Genomic DNA, 15902 nt, shown 5'->3' on the forward strand with positions numbered 1-15902 from the left:
TCGTTCGACTTGCTCAACCGAGGCTGCGTATTTTACAGAAGCAATCCTCGATGTCAACACTTAATTTTTAAAAACTTTTCAAAAACAAGATGTTAACTGTTGTCGTGAGACTTGCTCCGTGACAACGAGGGCGAATTATACGCACAAAACGGAGCAGCGCAAGCCCTGATTGAAAGAAAATGTAAAATAATTACAAAAACTTAGAAGCAACCATTTTGCCTCCCCCCCCCTATATAAAGCAAAACCCCGATCCGGATTCCGGATCGGGGTTTTGCTTACAGATAAGAACAGAGTGCTATGCCTCTGCTCTTTGTCGAACTGCTACTTATAGAGCTATTACAGAATAGCCAGCAGCTCAACTTCAAATACCAGCACGGAGTATGGAGGGATTGCGCCCGCACCACGCTCACCGTATGCCAGATTCTGAGGAATGGTCAGACGCCATTTAGAACCAACAGGCATCAGCTGCAGCGCTTCAACCCAACCAGCGATTACGCCGTTAACCGGAAATTCTGCAGGCTGATCACGAACAACAGAGCTATCGAACACTTCACCGTTGATCAGTTCACCGTGGTAGTGAACACGTACTTTGTCAGCTGCTGCAGGCTTGTCACCTTCACCAACTGTCAGAACTTCATACTGCAGTCCAGACTCAGTTACTGTCACGCCTTCTTTCTTTGCGTTGTCAGCCAGGTAGTTCTCACCGGCTTCTACAGTTTCTTTGTGTGCTTCTTTTTGCTTTTCAGCCAGACGCTGCTGGATCACTTCAAAAGCTTCGTGCAGCTCCATATCAGTCAGCTGACTTTCTTTGCCTTCATAAGCTTCACGCAAGCCCAGAACAACCTGATCCAGTCCTAAACCTTCGATACCACTACTTGCCAGCTGCTCGCCCATCTGGCGACCAATGCCGTAACCTACTTTTGCTTCAACTGTATTCAGTTCGCTCATTTTAAGGCTTACCCTTTGATTTCATTAAAATTCCATCTTAACACTCATCCCCCATAGATTCATCCATCCGACCAAACACAGAATATCCCTCAACAGGTCACGGTAGATGATTTTTCTGTTTTTATCTTTTTAGCCAGTTTGATAAACCATGAAAGTTTACTTTTACGTAAACGTCTCTTATATTCCGAGACACATCACATGGTCTCCCGGCCTAATGCAACGTCTAAAAATAGCTATATTAGAAACGGGATACCTGTTTTGTGTGCCTTACCGGGTACCGCACAATCAGGTCACAGGCAGGCGGCTTTTCGCCCGATCAGCCGTCACTGACACAATCGGTACCGCCTGTACTTCTGACACGATCAGATGACTAATGACAAAAACAATAAAGGAAAGCTTATGGCTACTTCAAAACAGTCCGCAAAGCAGTCCGAGGCTCCGGTGGTTCACAATCCTGTCTTTATCGATGGCAGCGATTTAACAACCCCTACTCTCAAAATCCTTCGTCAGGATGGTTCCATCTACGAAGGCGCAGAACTGCCAGATATCGACAAAGAACTGGCACTCAAGATTTATGACACCTTCCAGTTTATCCGTGCTCTGGATGAACGCATGATTGCTGCCCAGCGACAGGGCCGTATCAGCTTCTATATGACCCAGATTGGTGAGGAGGCTGCTGATATCGGTAGTACCGCAGCGCTCGCCCATGACGACATGATCATGGCGCAGTACCGTGAGCAGGGTGCACTGGCATTCCGTGGTTTCCCGCTGGATCAGTTTATGCATCAGCTGTTCAGTAATGAAAAGGATCTTGGTAAAGGTCGCCAGATGCCGATTCACTACGGCTCCAGCGAACTGAACTACATGACCATCTCTTCCCCGCTGGGTACTCAGCTGCCGCAGGCCGTTGGTTACGCGTATGGCTATAAACTGGAAGAGAAAGACAACTGTGTGATCTGCTATTTCGGTGAAGGCGCTGCTTCTGAAGGCGACTTCCATGCAGCGATCAATATGGCAGGTGTATTTAAAGTGCCTGCTATCTTCTTCTGCCGTAACAACGGCTATGCGATCTCCACCCCATCCAGCGAACAGTTTGCCGGTGACGGTATCGCACCACGAGCGGTTGCCTACGGTCTGAAAGCGATCCGTGTTGATGGCAACGATGTACTGGCGGTTCTGAAAGCCACTCAGGAAGCCCGTAAGCTGGCGGTTGAGCACAACCAACCGGTTCTGATCGAAGCGATGACCTATCGCCTTGGCGCACACTCCACCTCTGATGATCCATCCGGCTACCGCAGCAAGAAAGAGGAAGAGAAGTGGCGCGAGAAAGATCCGGTTCTGCGCTTTAAACACTGGCTGATTCAACAGGGCTGGTGGAGCGAAGAGCAGGATGCCGAAGTGGCCGATGCCAAACGTAAAGCTGTAATGGCCGCCATGAAGGAAGCTGAGAAAGTTCCGGCACCTCATATTGATGATCTGATTACTGATGTCTACGACACCCCGCCTAAGCACCTGCAGGATCAGCTGGATGCGCTGAAAGCACACATCCGCAAATATCCGGACGCTTATCCGAAAACCGCTGGGAGAATAGACCATGAGTAATATGAATCTGCTCCAGGCGATTAACAACGCACTGGATATCGCGATGGACAAAGACAGCAAGGTGCTGTGCTTTGGTGAAGACGTGGGTCACTTCGGTGGCGTGTTCCGTGCCACCAGTCATCTGCAGGAAAAGTACGGTAAAAGCCGCTGCTTCAATACCCCTCTGACCGAGCAGGGCATTATCGGCTTTGCCAACGGTTTAGCCTCAGGCGGCCACAAGCCGATTGCTGAGATTCAGTTTGCCGACTATATCTTCCCGGCATTCGACCAGATTGTGAATGAAGCCGCCAAGTTCCGTTATCGCTCCGGTAATGAGTTTAATGTTGGCGGTCTGACGATTCGTTCTCCTTACGGTGGCGGTATTCACGGTGGTCTTTATCACTCACAGTCTCCGGAAGCTTACTTTACCGGCACTCCGGGTCTGAAAGTAGTTATTCCACGTAACCCGTACCAAGCCAAAGGTCTGTTGCTGGCATCGATCCGTGATGACAACCCAACTATCTTCTTCGAGCCTAAACGTCTCTACCGCGCCTCTACCGGCGAAGTACCGGAAGAAGATTACGAACTGCCGCTGGGCAAAGCGGACATCATGCAGGAAGGCACCGATATCACCGTATTAGGCTGGGGCGCTCAGATGGAAGTGCTTGAGAAGGCCGTTGCTATGGCGGCGGAAGACGGCATCTCCTGCGAACTGATCGACCTGCGCACCCTGATGCCGTGGGATGTGGAAACCGTCAGCCAGTCGGTTCAGAAAACCGGCCGTCTGCTGATCAGCCACGAAGCACCACTGTCCGGTGGTTTTGCCGGTGAGATCGCCGCCACGATTCAGGAAACCTGTTTCCTCTATCTGGAATCGCCGATCGCCCGTGTAACCGGTCTGGATACCCCGTTCCCACTGGCTCACGATAAAGAGTACATGCCGGATCATCTGAAAAACTACGAAGCGATCAAACGCAGCGTGTCATTCTGATAACCGCAGGAGATGAATATGATTCAGGAATTTATTCTGCCGGATATTGGTGAAGGCATCGTTGAGTGTGAACTGGTGGAATGGCTGGTAAAAGAGGGTGACATCATCACCGAAGATCAGCCCGTTGCCGATGTGATGACCGACAAAGCACTGGTTCAGATCCCGGCTATGCACCACGGCAAAGTGGTTAAACTGCACTACAAGCAGGGTGAAATCGCCAAGGTTCACGCGCCACTGTTTGCCGTTGAAGTGGAATCTGAAGCGACAAATACCGCTGAAGTTGCCAATGACACCGCTGCTGACCAACCACAAGCATCATCTGCCTCTGCTACAGGCGGCAAACGCACCAAAGACTTTATCCTGCCGGATATCGGCGAAGGTATTGTTGAATGTGAGCTGGTGGAATGGCTGGTTAAAGAAGGCGACTGGGTGGAAGAAGATCAGCCCGTTGCCGATGTAATGACCGATAAAGCGCTGGTTCAGATCCCTTGTATGGATCATGGCCGCATCAGCAAGCTCTATTATAAGCAGGGTGAAATCGCCAAAGTGCATGCCCCTCTGTTTGAGATCGAGATCGAAGATGACAGCCAGCCTGCTGCACCTGTTGCCACCGCCGCAAGTCCGGCGACTGAAACTGCTCAGCCGGTAGCAGAAGCATCAGCTTCTCCTGTGGCACAAGGTAAAGCACTGGCAAGCCCTGCTGTTCGTCGTATCGCCCGCGAGCATAATGTCGATATCAGTCTGGTTCAGGGTTCCGGTAAAGATGGCCGCGTACTGAAAGGTGATATTCAGGCTTATGTCGATGCCGGTCATCAGAACGCAGCAACAGAAACTGCTTCTGTGCAGGCTGCAAGTCAGCCAAGCTCGCAGACACCAGTATCTCAGAGCAGTGCAGAAGATCGTGTTGAGCCAATTCGCGGTATTAAAGCAGCGATGGCAAAACAGATGGTCAGCTCCGTCTCCACCATTCCGCATTTCACCTACGCGGAAGATATGGATATTACCGACCTGATCGCTCTGCGTAAGAAGCTGAAGCCTGGTATGGAAGCCAAGGGTATTAAGCTGACACTGATGCCGTTCTTTATGAAAGCGATGGCGCTGGCGATTCAGGAATATCCTGTGCTGAACAGCCGTGTGAATGATGACTGCACTGAGCTGACTTACCTCGGCAGTGTGAATATCGGCATGGCGGTGGATACTCCAATCGGCCTTCTGGTGCCTAACGTGAAGAACGTGCAGAATCTCAGCATTAAAGAGATCGCACTGGAAGTTGCGCGCCTGACCGAAGCCGCCCGCGCGGGTCGCGTCAGTCAGGATGATCTGAAAGGCGGCACCATCAGCATCTCCAATATCGGAGCGCTGGGCGGCACCGTGGCAACGCCAATCATCAATAAGCCGGAAGCCGCTATCGTGGCGCTGGGTCGTACTCAGTCTCTGCCGCGCTTTGATGCCCAGGGCGCTGTCACCGCAAGAGATATTATGCAGGTCAGCTGGTCTGGCGATCACCGGATTATCGACGGTGGCACCATCGCCCGCTTCTGCAACCTGTGGAAGCAATATCTGGAAGATCCGACCAGCATGCTGGTAGATCTGCACTAATCCTGAAAAGGTTAGTGATGTAGGATGAAAGCGAACAGGCACCCGAAGCATTTCAGGTGCCTGTTTTGCTTTATAAAGAACACTTAATAGCAAGGCCGCTTATGCCGGATAAACGCAAAAAACAGCAGTCAGCCACAGACCACGAAATCGGAAAAGCCCACAGCAAATCCGAGTACGACTCCCAGCTACAGCACTTCTATATCAATGAAGAGCAGTCGATCTACCTGATGAGCCATCAGGACGCCCAGAAGATCAAAGACTGGGTCGACCTGTGTGAAAGCCAGCTGATTCAGCACGGTTTCAGCCAGATTGAGTTTATCGGCAAGGGCGCTTACGGCTTTGTTTTTGGCGGCCTGTCTCCGGCGGGCAATCCCTACGTGTTTAAGTTCTCCCGTATCAACCTGCCTCAGCACGTTCAGGATCGGCTGGAAGAAGAAGCCTGGATGCAGCAACAGCTGGATCACACCAATATTCCGGCGGTGATCGAATACACCCGTATCAAAAAACAGTCCGTGCTGATTATGGAGCGGGCAAAGGGCATGGATCTGGAGCAGTTCAGCCTGAAGTATGGCCCCCTGCCACCGCGCCTGGTGGTCAGTATCGCCGCACAACTGCGAGATATTCTCTGGTCGATGCGCCAGTTTGTTGATCGTAAGCCGGATGGTCAGGGCAGTATCAAACCTATCGTACACGGCGATATCAAACCTTCGAATATCGTGATCGACCCGGAAACCGAAACCATCAAGCTGATCGACTGGGGCTCCAGCGTGTTTGCCCAGCTGGATGCTCAGGGGCAGCCGGTGGGCGACAACGGCATAAGTATGATGAGTGCTGACCACCAGCACACCAACGCCAAGTTGGGGGATGTTTATTTTATTGGCGAAGAGCAGCTCAATGGCTCCCTCTCCTCCCCCCGGTTTGATGAACAGGGCGCAGCGGGAACCCTGTACGCCATCGCCTCCGGTCAGTCCTGCCGTTACGGCCATAAAGCGATTCCCGCCACCTCACTGGGTTTACCGGTGGAGTTCGCCCGCACCCTGCAGACCCTGCTGGATGATGATCCGAACAAGCGCCAGCAGGCGGGGGATTACTTTATCCGCGAGATGCCTAAGATGCGTCATCTGGTGTTTGCCGAGGATCAGTGGCCAAGGCCAAAACCTCTGGTTCCGGTCTGGAGCCACCAGAAAACCGTCGCCATCGACACCGTGGTGTATAACTCCCGCAAAACCTTTCTGCGGGAAGAGCAGCAGGATCACTATCTGGCGGATGTAAACGATGTCGAGCTGGAGAAATACTATAAGAACTTTATGCATGGCATGGGCAAAACCGAACGTGCTTTTCTGGCCAGTATCAGCCGCTTAGGTAAGTATCCGCTGGTGGGCGGTCTGGGGATTCACTGGGATGAGAAAGGCGTGCATATCGATTCCAGCCTCAACCTGTATGAGCCGGAACTGCAACCGGCCTTTACCGCAGCCGTGAATAATATGGTGCATCTGGCACGCTCGATTCATCGGGTTGGCGTATTCAAATGCTGTATGTTTAACGCCCGTGTCACCCTGCATATGGAACGGGATAATCCCGACGAGCCCTTTAAAGCACCGCAAGGGGCTGAGATTCCCTTTGAAGTCACCCCCGCACCACCGGTGGATGAACCCAGCCGATTGCACTCCTATTTTGAAGACGGGGAAGACCCGGAAGAACTACTGGTACTGCCCGCCCCGATCCGAAAACAGGTAGAGCGCCTGAACCAGATCCGGCACACCGGCTGTATCATCTTTGAGAGCCTGCCCAAGCATCTTAAGTTGCACAGTTATTATGTACTGCTGGATGAGAGCAAAGAGGAAGAGTTTCGGGATGCGCTGCGGATTATTCTGGAGAATATTCCGCTGATTGATGGACAGGGGATTTCAGGGTTTATGAAACTCCCCTACAAAAATACACGCAGCTTTAGTCATCTGGAGTGCCAACCGGATCATTTCTACCCGAGGAACCCGAAAGAGCAGTTGTGATGGGGATTTGGGAAGGCAAAACAACCTCTCCGGTTGGAGAGGTTGTTGGTCCTAACACCCTGTTAAGGGGCTGATTAATGTTTGGCTAAAATGTGAAGCGAAGCGAAACCGAGCCAAACGTTAGCAGCCCCGCTTGAATAGTTTGTTATGTAACTTTACGCCATACCAAGAAGTTTATATATAGGAATACAAATTTCCTCATTTTCTTCTTCTGTCATTTCTAGCCAATCGGTCATCCTATTAAGTAGTTCATGCTGTTTATGAACGAATTGTATAAGAGCGTATTGGTCTATTTTTACTTGAGGGGGAATAGTGTTGATAAGTTGTGCATTAGCACAACATAGTGCTATTGACTTTAAACCACATAAATTGTTCGAAGGATCACAATAAAAAAACAAAGGTAGCTTATCAGCCAATTTTTTTGAAAAGTGAACAACTTCTGGAATCTCAAATAATTCACGAGAATCTGATTCATATCCGAAAAATGAGATTTCAACATTACTTTTCTTTTTAAAAGCTAATTCACGTGAAACGTGAAACCTATCAAATTGACTTACGACTTCTGAAATACCACCAGATTCAACCCACTCTTTTGAAATAACGATATGAAAACTATCTGTATGCTTAGTGATTACATCATTGATTAGCCAATATTTCTCCAATTCCTCAGTGTAATCAGTAACATCAGGCAACATAGAAGTAATTAATTTTTTACTATCGACTAAAACTTGATTCTTAGAAATAGACATTTTCCATGCTGAAGGTGTACTTTCTGTTTTATTTGCATCAAATAATTCCCAATAAACATCGTTCGAATCTGGGTCACATAACATGATGAACACAGGCAAGGGATAATTTAATAAATAATTTATATGTTTTAGCTCACCACGGTAAATATAACCCCATCTATTTTCTTCTTTAAAAAAGGATTTACCATATTTAATTTGAACTGCAAAAGTTTGGCCCGTTACCGTACCGTTAACATCGACAACATCAACTTGACCATCTATTCCAAAATCAAATTCTTGTGGTGTTCTTTTGAAGATCCAACCTAAACTTTCAAATACTATTGTTGAAACCCGTTGTACACCTAATTCTCCTTTTTGTGCTTCTACAGAATATTTTGGACCTAACATTTTTACTACCAATGTGAATATTGAATGAGACTAGTTACATAACTCCGCAATATACGGCAAAAATAGCTGGCTATACTTTGTGAGAAACGAACAAAAGCCAGTTGTTTTTGTCCGATTTAATTGCTTTGTTAAGTGTCTTTTCTAGTGAAAAAACTACTAGCAGCCATACCTAATACACTAAGAGCAATAGTGAACATTAGCCCTATAAACCATTTGTTCTGGTCATACATTCTATCTATTTCTGCTTTAGTTTGTGTTAACTCTGCCTTTATAGATTCTTCAGCGTTATTTAAGTCCTTTCTTAAAATTGGGACTGCGAGTGCCTTAGCCGGATCTACCGTAATTGCAGCTTCAAGGGCTTCAAGCTTCTTGCTTACACTATCTAAATTGGCCCCCATAAGCTTGGCTTCTACTTTCCAACCGTGATCATTTGGAACGGTTGAAATAGTCTTAATACTTTTAAGAGCACCATCAACTTCAGCACGGAGTGACATTATTTCTGATTTTAGTTTTGAGTTTTCTGACTCTAATTTCGTGATTTTTTCGGTTAAATCAGCATTGGTCAATGTTATTTTATCTTCTGAAATTAGCCCAAATAGCATGGCTATGGTAATTGCAGCGGCAATAGATGAGGCCATCCCTGCAACTATTGTAGATAAAGCTCGTGCCTTATTTTTATTTGCTTGATTGGAAGCTCTCTTGCTCTTGTATAAAGTTGATTCAACATTCTTCAGTGAATCGTAGGTAGGCAAATCAAAAACTTGAGAGGCATCACCTTCTTTTGTATTTACTAGAAATGTACTTTCAACACCGTCCTTAAATCCGTATATGAAAGCTTGAACTCTCTCACTCAACATCTTTGAATATGAAGTTACTTGTTCAAGTGCTTTATCTAGATTTCTAAGATCTCGTTTTATTTCAAATATCGCTAATACTTGATTGGTATCAGGATCTTTTATGGCTAGATCGATTCTAGCTCTTGCTGAACGGCCAATAGCAAGGCCAACCTCTAGCACAATAGATGACTTTGGATAACCCAACTCTAAAAGTCTATTAATTAACTTTTGCCTAACTTCTTCTTCCGAGAGTTCCACTTATCCTCCTGACACTTAACATTTTAATCATAGGCATGCGCGTTTAGCCGGTATCAATATACCGACAAACATAGAGGAAGGAGTTTAATAAGAAAGGAAAAATCCATTTCTGATCTGACTGCTTCCCTGCCAACGCGCCTGCGTTTATTCACTATGCAAGCATCTGTTTTCACTGCCTGCTGTCCAACATTCATAATTCTTGCAGCTTATCTAATTCAGCTACTCCGGTAAACGCTCATTAAGTCGGACACTTCCACAATTTACAGGCAAAAAAAGGAGCCGTGATAACTCACGGCTCCTTCTGGTGGATCAGGTCAGATAATTACTCCGGACGGCGCGGCATAAAGGCGTTTTCTTTCCAGATTTTGTACTCTTCCCGGAAGCCCTGCAGATCGCCATAGGCTTTGGCGAAGAACGGATCAGCAGCGGATTTCTCTGCGGCAACCTCTTCCCATGTTTTACGGAACAGATCCAGCATGTCGTCGCTCCAGCGCATGTTGTGTACGCCTTTGTCGTTGACGTTTTTGTTCATCGCGGCGAACTGAAGTGCTTCGCCCTCGGCATAGGATACCGCCATAGCTGAACGACAGGTGGTTTCTACCAATGCCTGCTGGGTTTCGCTCATCTTGTTCCAGGTATCTTTATTGATCAGGAGTTCCAACAGGGTCGCCTGCTGGTGCCAACCCGGATAGTAGTTGTACTTGGCGACTTTATGCAGGCCGATCATCTGATCGATCACCGGCATGGAGAATTCGGTAGCGTCAATCGCGCCTTTTTCCATCGCTGGGAAGATCTCAGAGCTTGGAATCAGAGAGGTGTTCACACCCAATTTCTGCATCACTTCACCACCCAGACCAAAGAAGCGCATTCTCAGCCCTTTCAGATCTTCAGCACTCTCAATGGGCTTGCTGAACCAACCGGAGGTTTCCGGTGCAACAACGGCACAAGGGATCGCATGCACGTTGTAGCCGTTGATGTCGTACATCTCCTGCCAGAGTTTGCGGCCATTGCCATGATAAACCCACGCCATATACTCACCGGCTTCCGGACCGAAAGGCACCGACGAGAAGATCGATGCCGCCGGAATCTTACCCACCCAGTAACCCGGTGAACCAAAACCCGCGTTAACCTTACCCGCTGCTACCGCATCCAGAATCTCAAAAGTGCCAATCAGCTTGCCCGGCTCATATTTTTTAACGCGAATCGTGCCGCCAGAGGTTTTATTCAGCGTCTCTTCGATATAGGTCGAAGTTGTACCCACACTCGGCAGTTTGGAGTTAAACGCGATAGGCATTTTCAGCATAATTTTCTGATCTGCAGCCTGGGTAGGAAGCGCAACGGCAGAGGCAAGACAAACCGCCAACGACAGGGTTTTGATCGGGTGTTTCATAAGGGTTAGCTCCGATTCTTCTTTATATTTTATTGGCTTAGCTCTTTGTAAGAGCAAAATCACCAAAGTCTAATCCTGCAAAACCCGGTCTGAAAAATGATTAGATCGAATCAGATCATTAGCTTTTCTGATGGTTGTAAAGTGTCAATAACAGCAAAGGTGTCGATAACTACAACTGCAGGCTAAATAGTGAGAACCAGAGCTCAAAGTTACATAAGAGTGCATAAGGCTTCAGAAAGCCTGCTGAAATTGTCATCCAAAACCTGTATAAAGCTTTTGCTCTAAGCCTGAAGCAGGCTTGAGTAAGCAACCCAAGTTAGCTAAGAATTAAAAACAAGGATGTCATCATGACAGATACCCTTCCGAATGGAGCTGAGGGACAACCTCAGAACACTCCGAATCTGACCGCAACACCCGCAGCAGACACCATGATCAACCGTGTGCTGAACAGCAAAACCGTACCGGTGGTCTTCTCCGGTAAGAAAATGGAATATTTCAAGCTTTGGCTGGTTAACCTGCTGTTAAGCATTATCACGCTGGGCATCTACAGCGCCTGGGCAAAAGTACGTAATACTCAGTACCTGTATGGCCACACTCAGATCGACGGTCATCGTTTCTCTTTTCTGGCAAAGCCGATGCAAATTCTGATCGGCCGTATTATTGCGGTTGTGGTATTTGCCATTTACGCCGTGATCTCCAGCCTGAACCCGATTCTGAGTCTGGTGTGCTCTTTACTGCTGCTTTTGGCTTACCCGTGGCTGATCAACTCCGGTGTGCGTTTCAGCATGCGTAACACCTCCTACCGTAACGTGCGTTTCTCTTTCCACGGCACCTACGGCGGCGCATTTGTAACCTTCCTGCTGCTGCCAATTCTGGGTGCTATTACCGCGTGGCTTGCGATGCCGTGGGTTCTGAAAAAAATCAATCAGTACATCTATGCCAACATCAGTTACGGCGGCAAACCGGTTGAGCTGAACGCTTCAACGGGCTACTACTACAAAGCCTCTCTGATCACACTGGCACTGGCAGCGGTTGTCTTTGGTCTTGGCTACCTGCTGGCTGAAGCCAGTAACCTGATGTACCTGATGCAAAGCGGAAGTGTTTCCATTGCAGCGGTGATGCCTCTGTTTATGGCTTTCTATCTGATCGCCTTAAGCCTGATTGCCGGTGTGTTTTATGCTCTGCTGTTTAATCATCTGGGCAATGCGATGAAGATTGATAACATCGCCTCTTTAAAAACCAATCTGAGTATTCCGGCTTACTGCTGGTTAAATCTCAGCAACAGCCTGCTGCTGATCTTTACTCTGGGCTTAGCTTTCCCGGTGACTCAGATACGGAAAAATACCCTGCTGGCCAACGCGACTCAGGTTGAACTGCAGCCAGAGATCGACCGTTTGGTGAATACTGTGCAGGATGATGAGAAAACCTTTGGTGAAGAAGCAGCTGGCGTGTTTGATGTCGATCTGTCTCTTACCTAATGAACCTGACTTAACTGATCTGGTCTGGTCTGGTTGATCTGACCGGACCTGAATAATCAGAATAAAGGGAAAATTATGACTGTTTCCTCTGAATCAAACGCTTTGGCAGATGCAGAGCAGCATCCGCAAGACGGTGTTCAGGGAATCTTTCAGCAGGCCGGTTGTGCAGCAGCACAACCGGCCTTTGCCGTTGTGGATTCTGACGGTGGGGTAAAGATTCTCAGCACAGATCAGGATGTTCTTGAGCAGCATCCGGCAGATGCCCTTGGCTACAGTTCGGTAATTCCGGGACTACCTGCAGAGCTTCATCTGCCCGATGGTGCCCGCTTTATTCCGGAAGATGTCAGCTATCGCTGGCCGGGGCTGAAGCCGGAAGCACATATTCCCGGCTGGCTGGAGACCCACTGGATAGCGGTATTTGCCTCTGTGGTCATTCTGCCGTTTTTCATCTGGATGATGATCTTTAAGGTGATTCCGGCGGGTGCCAGCATAGGTGTGGCTCTCTTACCAGACAGCGTGGCGGAAGAATCCGGCGAACAAACCCTGGCGATTCTGGATCGTTTCTATATGGAACCATCGGATGTGTCTGAAGCTCAGCAGGCTCAGATCCGTCAGCAATGGCATCAGGCGCTGGATGCTCTCAATATTCCACGGGACAACTACCGCCTGAATTTCCGACGCTGGAATATGGGGGCGAACGCCATGGCGTTGCCTAATGGTGATGTGATCCTGACAGACGATATTGTCGAGCTGATGGCCGACCGTCCGGAACAATTAACGGCAGTTATGCTGCACGAGATTGGTCATGTGGAGCACCAGCACAGCATGAAGATGATGGCTCAGGCCACCGCGACCTCTATGCTGTTTGCTCTGGTCTTTGGCGATATTGAAGGTGCCGGAGAGATGGTGATCGGCGCCAGCGCCAGCTTGCTGCAAAGTGCTTTCTCACGGGATATGGAGCGGGAGGCCGATGCTTTCGCCTATACCCAGCTGCATAAACTAGGGCAATCGCCGACGGATTTTGCTGACGCCATGAGCAGCCTGATGCACAGTCACGGCGCGTCTGAATCCGACAGTAAAGATGACAGCTCGCTGAGCAACTATCTGAGCTCGCACCCTGCGATTCATGAGCGTATTGAAGCAGCCCGGAACTGGAAGCCTGCTCAATAAGGAGCCCGTTGTAGAACGGATCCGGATAAAACAAAAAGCCGAAGCAGAATTATCTGCTTCGGCTTTTTTACGTTACAACGTGGGTATCTAATCAGGGATGCTTCTTCCGATAGGCTTTTAGTGCTCTGAGTAACCAATCCTGACTTCGCTCAGCCTCAACACCCGGGCAGATCACCTGATAGTAGCGACCACTGAAGGTGCTTTTACTGGCGGATAAGCGGATAAAATCCTCTGCGCTTTCGATATCGTCACGGAAATAATCATATTTGGTGCGAATATGATCCACCGCTTCCTGACCGGTATGACGACTGCCATTACGGTCATAAATGCAGTCGGTATTTTCAACGTAATTCAGCAGATAATTGATCTCCTGCTGAGTTTTCTGCTCAACGTCTGCTTTCGCCAACCCTGAAGTCATCAATCCTAAACTCACTAACCCTGAATTCAACAGCACCAGCAGCGACACCCTTCTAGCTGCCGCAGATAAACGCTTTTGTTTAGCTCGCGATCCGACACTCACCATAAAGCACCCTCCCTATCTCCAAGCCCCAGCTCCCCCGGTCACTTAGCTTTGCCTTGCATCGCTGATCAAGCCTGATAACGCGCCAGAAACATTGCCACGGTTTCCTGAATAGCCCGATCCCGATCTGCTTCAGACACTTCTGCCAACTGATAAAGCTGCGGATAAAAGATAAACGCCTTCAACTGATAGACAAACTGCTGGCTGGCAAAAAGCGGGTCTTCTACCTTGAGCACACCAGCATCGGTTGCCGCCTGCAGAAACGGCTCCAGATAACTCAGACAACCAATTTTTTCCTGAGTTAAAGTCTGCGCCAGCATCGGATCTTTAAGCAGCTGCATAAAGCCGATCTTAGCTACCCGCAGAAAAGGTTGGGATGACATCAGCTTGGCTTCGCAGAGAGCGATATAACTCAACTGATCGCTAATCGGTTGCGAAGCATCAAAGACCACGGCAGCGCCTTCAGAAAGCTGACCAAACATACGGCGCATAATCGCCTGAAACAGCTCTTCTTTATTGGCGAAATGGTTATACACAGTGCGTTTGGAAACACCGGCAACCTGCGCCAGCTGATCCATACTGGTCTGTTCTACGCCAAAATCGTAAAAAAGTTGTTCAGCGGCATCCAGAATCTGAAGGCGCTTTTTGTCGGAAAGTTTCATGGTTGTCAAAGCGTTACCGTATACACACAAGCGGGTTAGTTGCTGCTAGTGTACTGCAGCGAAGAAAAACTTACACCAAGCAGTTTACTTTTTGCCATTCAAATGTAAACTGCACCGTGTAGTTTACTTATTTTAAAACTCTGATCAGGACTTTTCTGATCAGCAGTAAAATCGAAATCAAAGAGCGATGCTATGACACCATTCAGATGGATTCTGGCGTTTTGCCTGACTCTCTTAGCCGGAGGTTGCATGATGAATGCCGAACTCGTTGCCAACACAGACAATATGAAACACCCGAATGCAGCCCGTTATGAAGATGGCAAATTCCACAACAGCGCCAAAATTGAGACTGCAGGCATCGGAAAAACAGTGGGTATATTCTGGCGCTTTATGACGGCGAGCAAAGTGGATGCAGAACCTGAAGTGAATCTGCCGGTTAAAGAGATCACCCGTGAGCAGCTGGATCAGCTGGCGGATGATCGCTTCTGGCTGATCAAGCTGGGGCACTCCTCCATTCTGCTCAAGGTTTATGGCGATTACTGGCTGATCGATCCGGTCTTTGCCGAGCGCGCCTCGCCGTTTTCCTTTATGGGGCCGAAGCGTTTTCATCAGCCGCCTATTGAGCTGAAAGAGCTGCCACCGATTAAAAAGGTGCTGATCTCCCACAATCACTACGATCATCTGGATAAAGAGAGCATCGCCCATCTGGCAGAGCTAAGCGAAAGCTTCTACGTGCCTTTGGGTGTCGATGGCGACCTGAAAAAATGGGGCGTGGCGGAAGAGAAAATCAAAAGCTTCGACTGGTGGCAGGAGGAGCGTGCCGGCGATCAGCTGATCGCCTTTACGCCAACACAGCACTTCTCGGGCCGTGGTATGAGTGACGGTAACTCCACACTCTGGGGTTCCTGGGTGATTAAAACCGCTAACGAGTCTCTGTATTTCAGTGGAGACTCCGGTTATTTCGCTGGTTTTAAACAGATTGGCGAGACTTACGGTCCCTTTGATCTGACCCTGATCGAAACCGGTGCTTACGACAAAGACTGGGCCAACATCCACATGACGCCGGAAGAGAGTGTGCAGGCGCATCTGGATCTGCAGGGTAAGGTGATGATACCTATTCATAACGGCACCTTTGATCTGGCGTTCCACGCCTGGTACGACCCGCTGAATCGGGTAACAGAAGCGGCGGAAGCCCATCAGGTCAGCCTGAGTACCCCTGTGGTTGGCGATATTCTGCAGGTTACCTCACCCGCTGTTGAACAGCGCTGGTGGCAGGGTTTACAGAACACCCAGCTGGCAACACTTTGATCACTCTAATTTTCTG

General features: G+C 48.7%; 13 protein-coding genes. 7 read left to right on the forward strand and 6 right to left on the reverse strand.

Annotated elements, in window-relative coordinates; all coding sequences use genetic code 11:
• Nucleotides 1–336 precede the first annotated feature (336 nt).
• Nucleotides 337–948 carry a BamJ family beta-barrel-assembly machinery protein gene (gene bamJ / locus BV405_RS15955; RefSeq protein WP_086481885.1) on the reverse strand — a complete coding sequence of 204 codons (612 nt, stop codon included), beginning with the start codon at nt 946–948 and terminating at the stop codon, nt 337–339.
• A gap of 399 nt (nt 949–1347) precedes the next feature.
• Between bamJ and BV405_RS15960 the strand changes: the two genes are divergently transcribed.
• The 4 genes from BV405_RS15960 (at nt 1348) to BV405_RS15975 (ending at nt 7128) form a co-directional block, all read left to right on the forward strand.
• On the forward strand, nt 1348–2550 hold the full coding sequence (locus BV405_RS15960; RefSeq protein WP_086481886.1) for a thiamine pyrophosphate-dependent dehydrogenase E1 component subunit alpha: 1203 nt from the start codon (nt 1348–1350) through the stop codon (nt 2548–2550).
• A complete protein-coding gene (locus tag BV405_RS15965; protein ID WP_086481887.1) occupies nt 2543–3520 on the forward strand; it encodes an alpha-ketoacid dehydrogenase subunit beta in 978 nt (325 codons plus the stop codon). The genes BV405_RS15960 and BV405_RS15965 overlap by 8 nt, the downstream gene beginning before the upstream one ends.
• Nucleotides 3521–3538: 18 nt before the next feature.
• The gene (locus BV405_RS15970; protein ID WP_086481888.1) at nt 3539–5119 is read left to right on the forward strand and encodes a dihydrolipoyllysine-residue acetyltransferase; all 1581 of its coding nucleotides are present in this window, start codon (nt 3539–3541) and stop codon (nt 5117–5119) included.
• Between the two features lie 227 nt (nt 5120–5346).
• A complete protein-coding gene (locus BV405_RS15975; RefSeq protein WP_245832363.1) occupies nt 5347–7128 on the forward strand; it encodes a protein kinase domain-containing protein in 1782 nt (593 codons plus the stop codon).
• 155 nt (nt 7129–7283) lie between these two features.
• Here the strand turns inward: BV405_RS15975 and BV405_RS15980 are convergent, their stop codons facing one another.
• From BV405_RS15980 to BV405_RS15990, 3 genes are all read right to left on the reverse strand, one after another.
• On the reverse strand, nt 7284–8264 hold the full coding sequence (locus BV405_RS15980) for a DUF4365 domain-containing protein (RefSeq protein ID WP_086481890.1): 981 nt from the start codon (nt 8262–8264) through the stop codon (nt 7284–7286).
• A 128-nt stretch (nt 8265–8392) separates the two neighbouring features.
• Nucleotides 8393–9358: a type I restriction enzyme HsdR N-terminal domain-containing protein gene (locus BV405_RS15985; protein WP_086481891.1), complete on the reverse strand. Its 966-nt coding sequence runs from the start codon at nt 9356–9358 to the stop codon at nt 8393–8395.
• A 322-nt stretch (nt 9359–9680) separates the two neighbouring features.
• Nucleotides 9681–10748, reverse strand: a complete 1068-nt coding sequence (locus BV405_RS15990; protein WP_086481892.1) for a TRAP transporter substrate-binding protein — start codon at nt 10746–10748, stop codon at nt 9681–9683.
• Nucleotides 10749–11095: 347 nt separating this feature from the next.
• On the opposite strand from BV405_RS15990, the gene BV405_RS15995 reads away from it, so the two are divergent.
• Both BV405_RS15995 and BV405_RS16000 read left to right on the forward strand, forming a co-directional pair.
• Nucleotides 11096–12226 (forward strand): YjgN family protein, encoded by a 1131-nt coding sequence (locus BV405_RS15995; RefSeq protein WP_086481893.1) that lies wholly within the window; start codon nt 11096–11098, stop codon nt 12224–12226.
• 75 nt (nt 12227–12301) lie between these two features.
• The gene (locus BV405_RS16000) at nt 12302–13396 is read left to right on the forward strand and encodes a M48 family metallopeptidase (RefSeq protein WP_086481894.1); all 1095 of its coding nucleotides are present in this window, start codon (nt 12302–12304) and stop codon (nt 13394–13396) included.
• Between the two features lie 91 nt (nt 13397–13487).
• Here BV405_RS16000 and BV405_RS16005 read toward each other — a convergent pair whose 3' ends face one another.
• Together BV405_RS16005 and BV405_RS16010 are read right to left on the reverse strand one after the other, a co-directional pair.
• Nucleotides 13488–13814, reverse strand: coding sequence for a DUF5329 family protein (locus BV405_RS16005; RefSeq protein WP_086481895.1), 327 nt, complete (start codon nt 13812–13814; stop codon nt 13488–13490).
• A 170-nt stretch (nt 13815–13984) separates the two neighbouring features.
• Entirely contained in the window at nt 13985–14578 is a 594-nt protein-coding gene (locus BV405_RS16010; RefSeq protein ID WP_086481896.1) for a TetR/AcrR family transcriptional regulator, read from the reverse strand.
• 192 nt (nt 14579–14770) lie between these two features.
• On the opposite strand from BV405_RS16010, the gene BV405_RS16015 reads away from it, so the two are divergent.
• Nucleotides 14771–15886, forward strand: a complete 1116-nt coding sequence (locus tag BV405_RS16015) for an MBL fold metallo-hydrolase (protein ID WP_217895685.1) — start codon at nt 14771–14773, stop codon at nt 15884–15886.
• The last annotated feature ends 16 nt before the right edge of the window (nt 15887–15902 follow it).

Origin of the sequence: Oceanospirillum sanctuarii, assembly GCF_002150805.1 — a bacterium.
Lineage (GTDB): Bacteria > Pseudomonadota > Gammaproteobacteria > Pseudomonadales > Halomonadaceae > Oceanospirillum > Oceanospirillum sanctuarii.

Excerpts from the sequence above, each read along its gene's own strand:
- BV405_RS15990 (WP_086481892.1), bottom strand. The coding sequence starts at position 10,748 with ATGAAACACCCGATCAAAACCCTGTCGTTGGCGGTTTGTCTTGCCTCT.
- BV405_RS16005 (WP_086481895.1), bottom strand. The coding sequence starts at position 13,814 with ATGACTTCAGGGTTGGCGAAAGCAGACGTTGAGCAGAAAACTCAGCAG.
- BV405_RS16010 (WP_086481896.1), bottom strand. The coding sequence starts at position 14,578 with ATGAAACTTTCCGACAAAAAGCGCCTTCAGATTCTGGATGCCGCTGAA.
- BV405_RS16000 (WP_086481894.1), top strand. The coding sequence starts at position 12,302 with ATGACTGTTTCCTCTGAATCAAACGCTTTGGCAGATGCAGAGCAGCAT.
- bamJ (WP_086481885.1), bottom strand. The coding sequence starts at position 948 with ATGAGCGAACTGAATACAGTTGAAGCAAAAGTAGGTTACGGCATTGGT.
- BV405_RS15980 (WP_086481890.1), bottom strand. The coding sequence starts at position 8,264 with ATGTTAGGTCCAAAATATTCTGTAGAAGCACAAAAAGGAGAATTAGGT.
- BV405_RS15975 (WP_245832363.1), top strand. The coding sequence starts at position 5,347 with ATGAGCCATCAGGACGCCCAGAAGATCAAAGACTGGGTCGACCTGTGT.
- BV405_RS15995 (WP_086481893.1), top strand. The coding sequence starts at position 11,096 with ATGACAGATACCCTTCCGAATGGAGCTGAGGGACAACCTCAGAACACT.
- BV405_RS15970 (WP_086481888.1), top strand. The coding sequence starts at position 3,539 with ATGATTCAGGAATTTATTCTGCCGGATATTGGTGAAGGCATCGTTGAG.
- BV405_RS15965 (WP_086481887.1), top strand. The coding sequence starts at position 2,543 with ATGAGTAATATGAATCTGCTCCAGGCGATTAACAACGCACTGGATATC.
- BV405_RS15960 (WP_086481886.1), top strand. The coding sequence starts at position 1,348 with ATGGCTACTTCAAAACAGTCCGCAAAGCAGTCCGAGGCTCCGGTGGTT.
- BV405_RS16015 (WP_217895685.1), top strand. The coding sequence starts at position 14,771 with ATGACACCATTCAGATGGATTCTGGCGTTTTGCCTGACTCTCTTAGCC.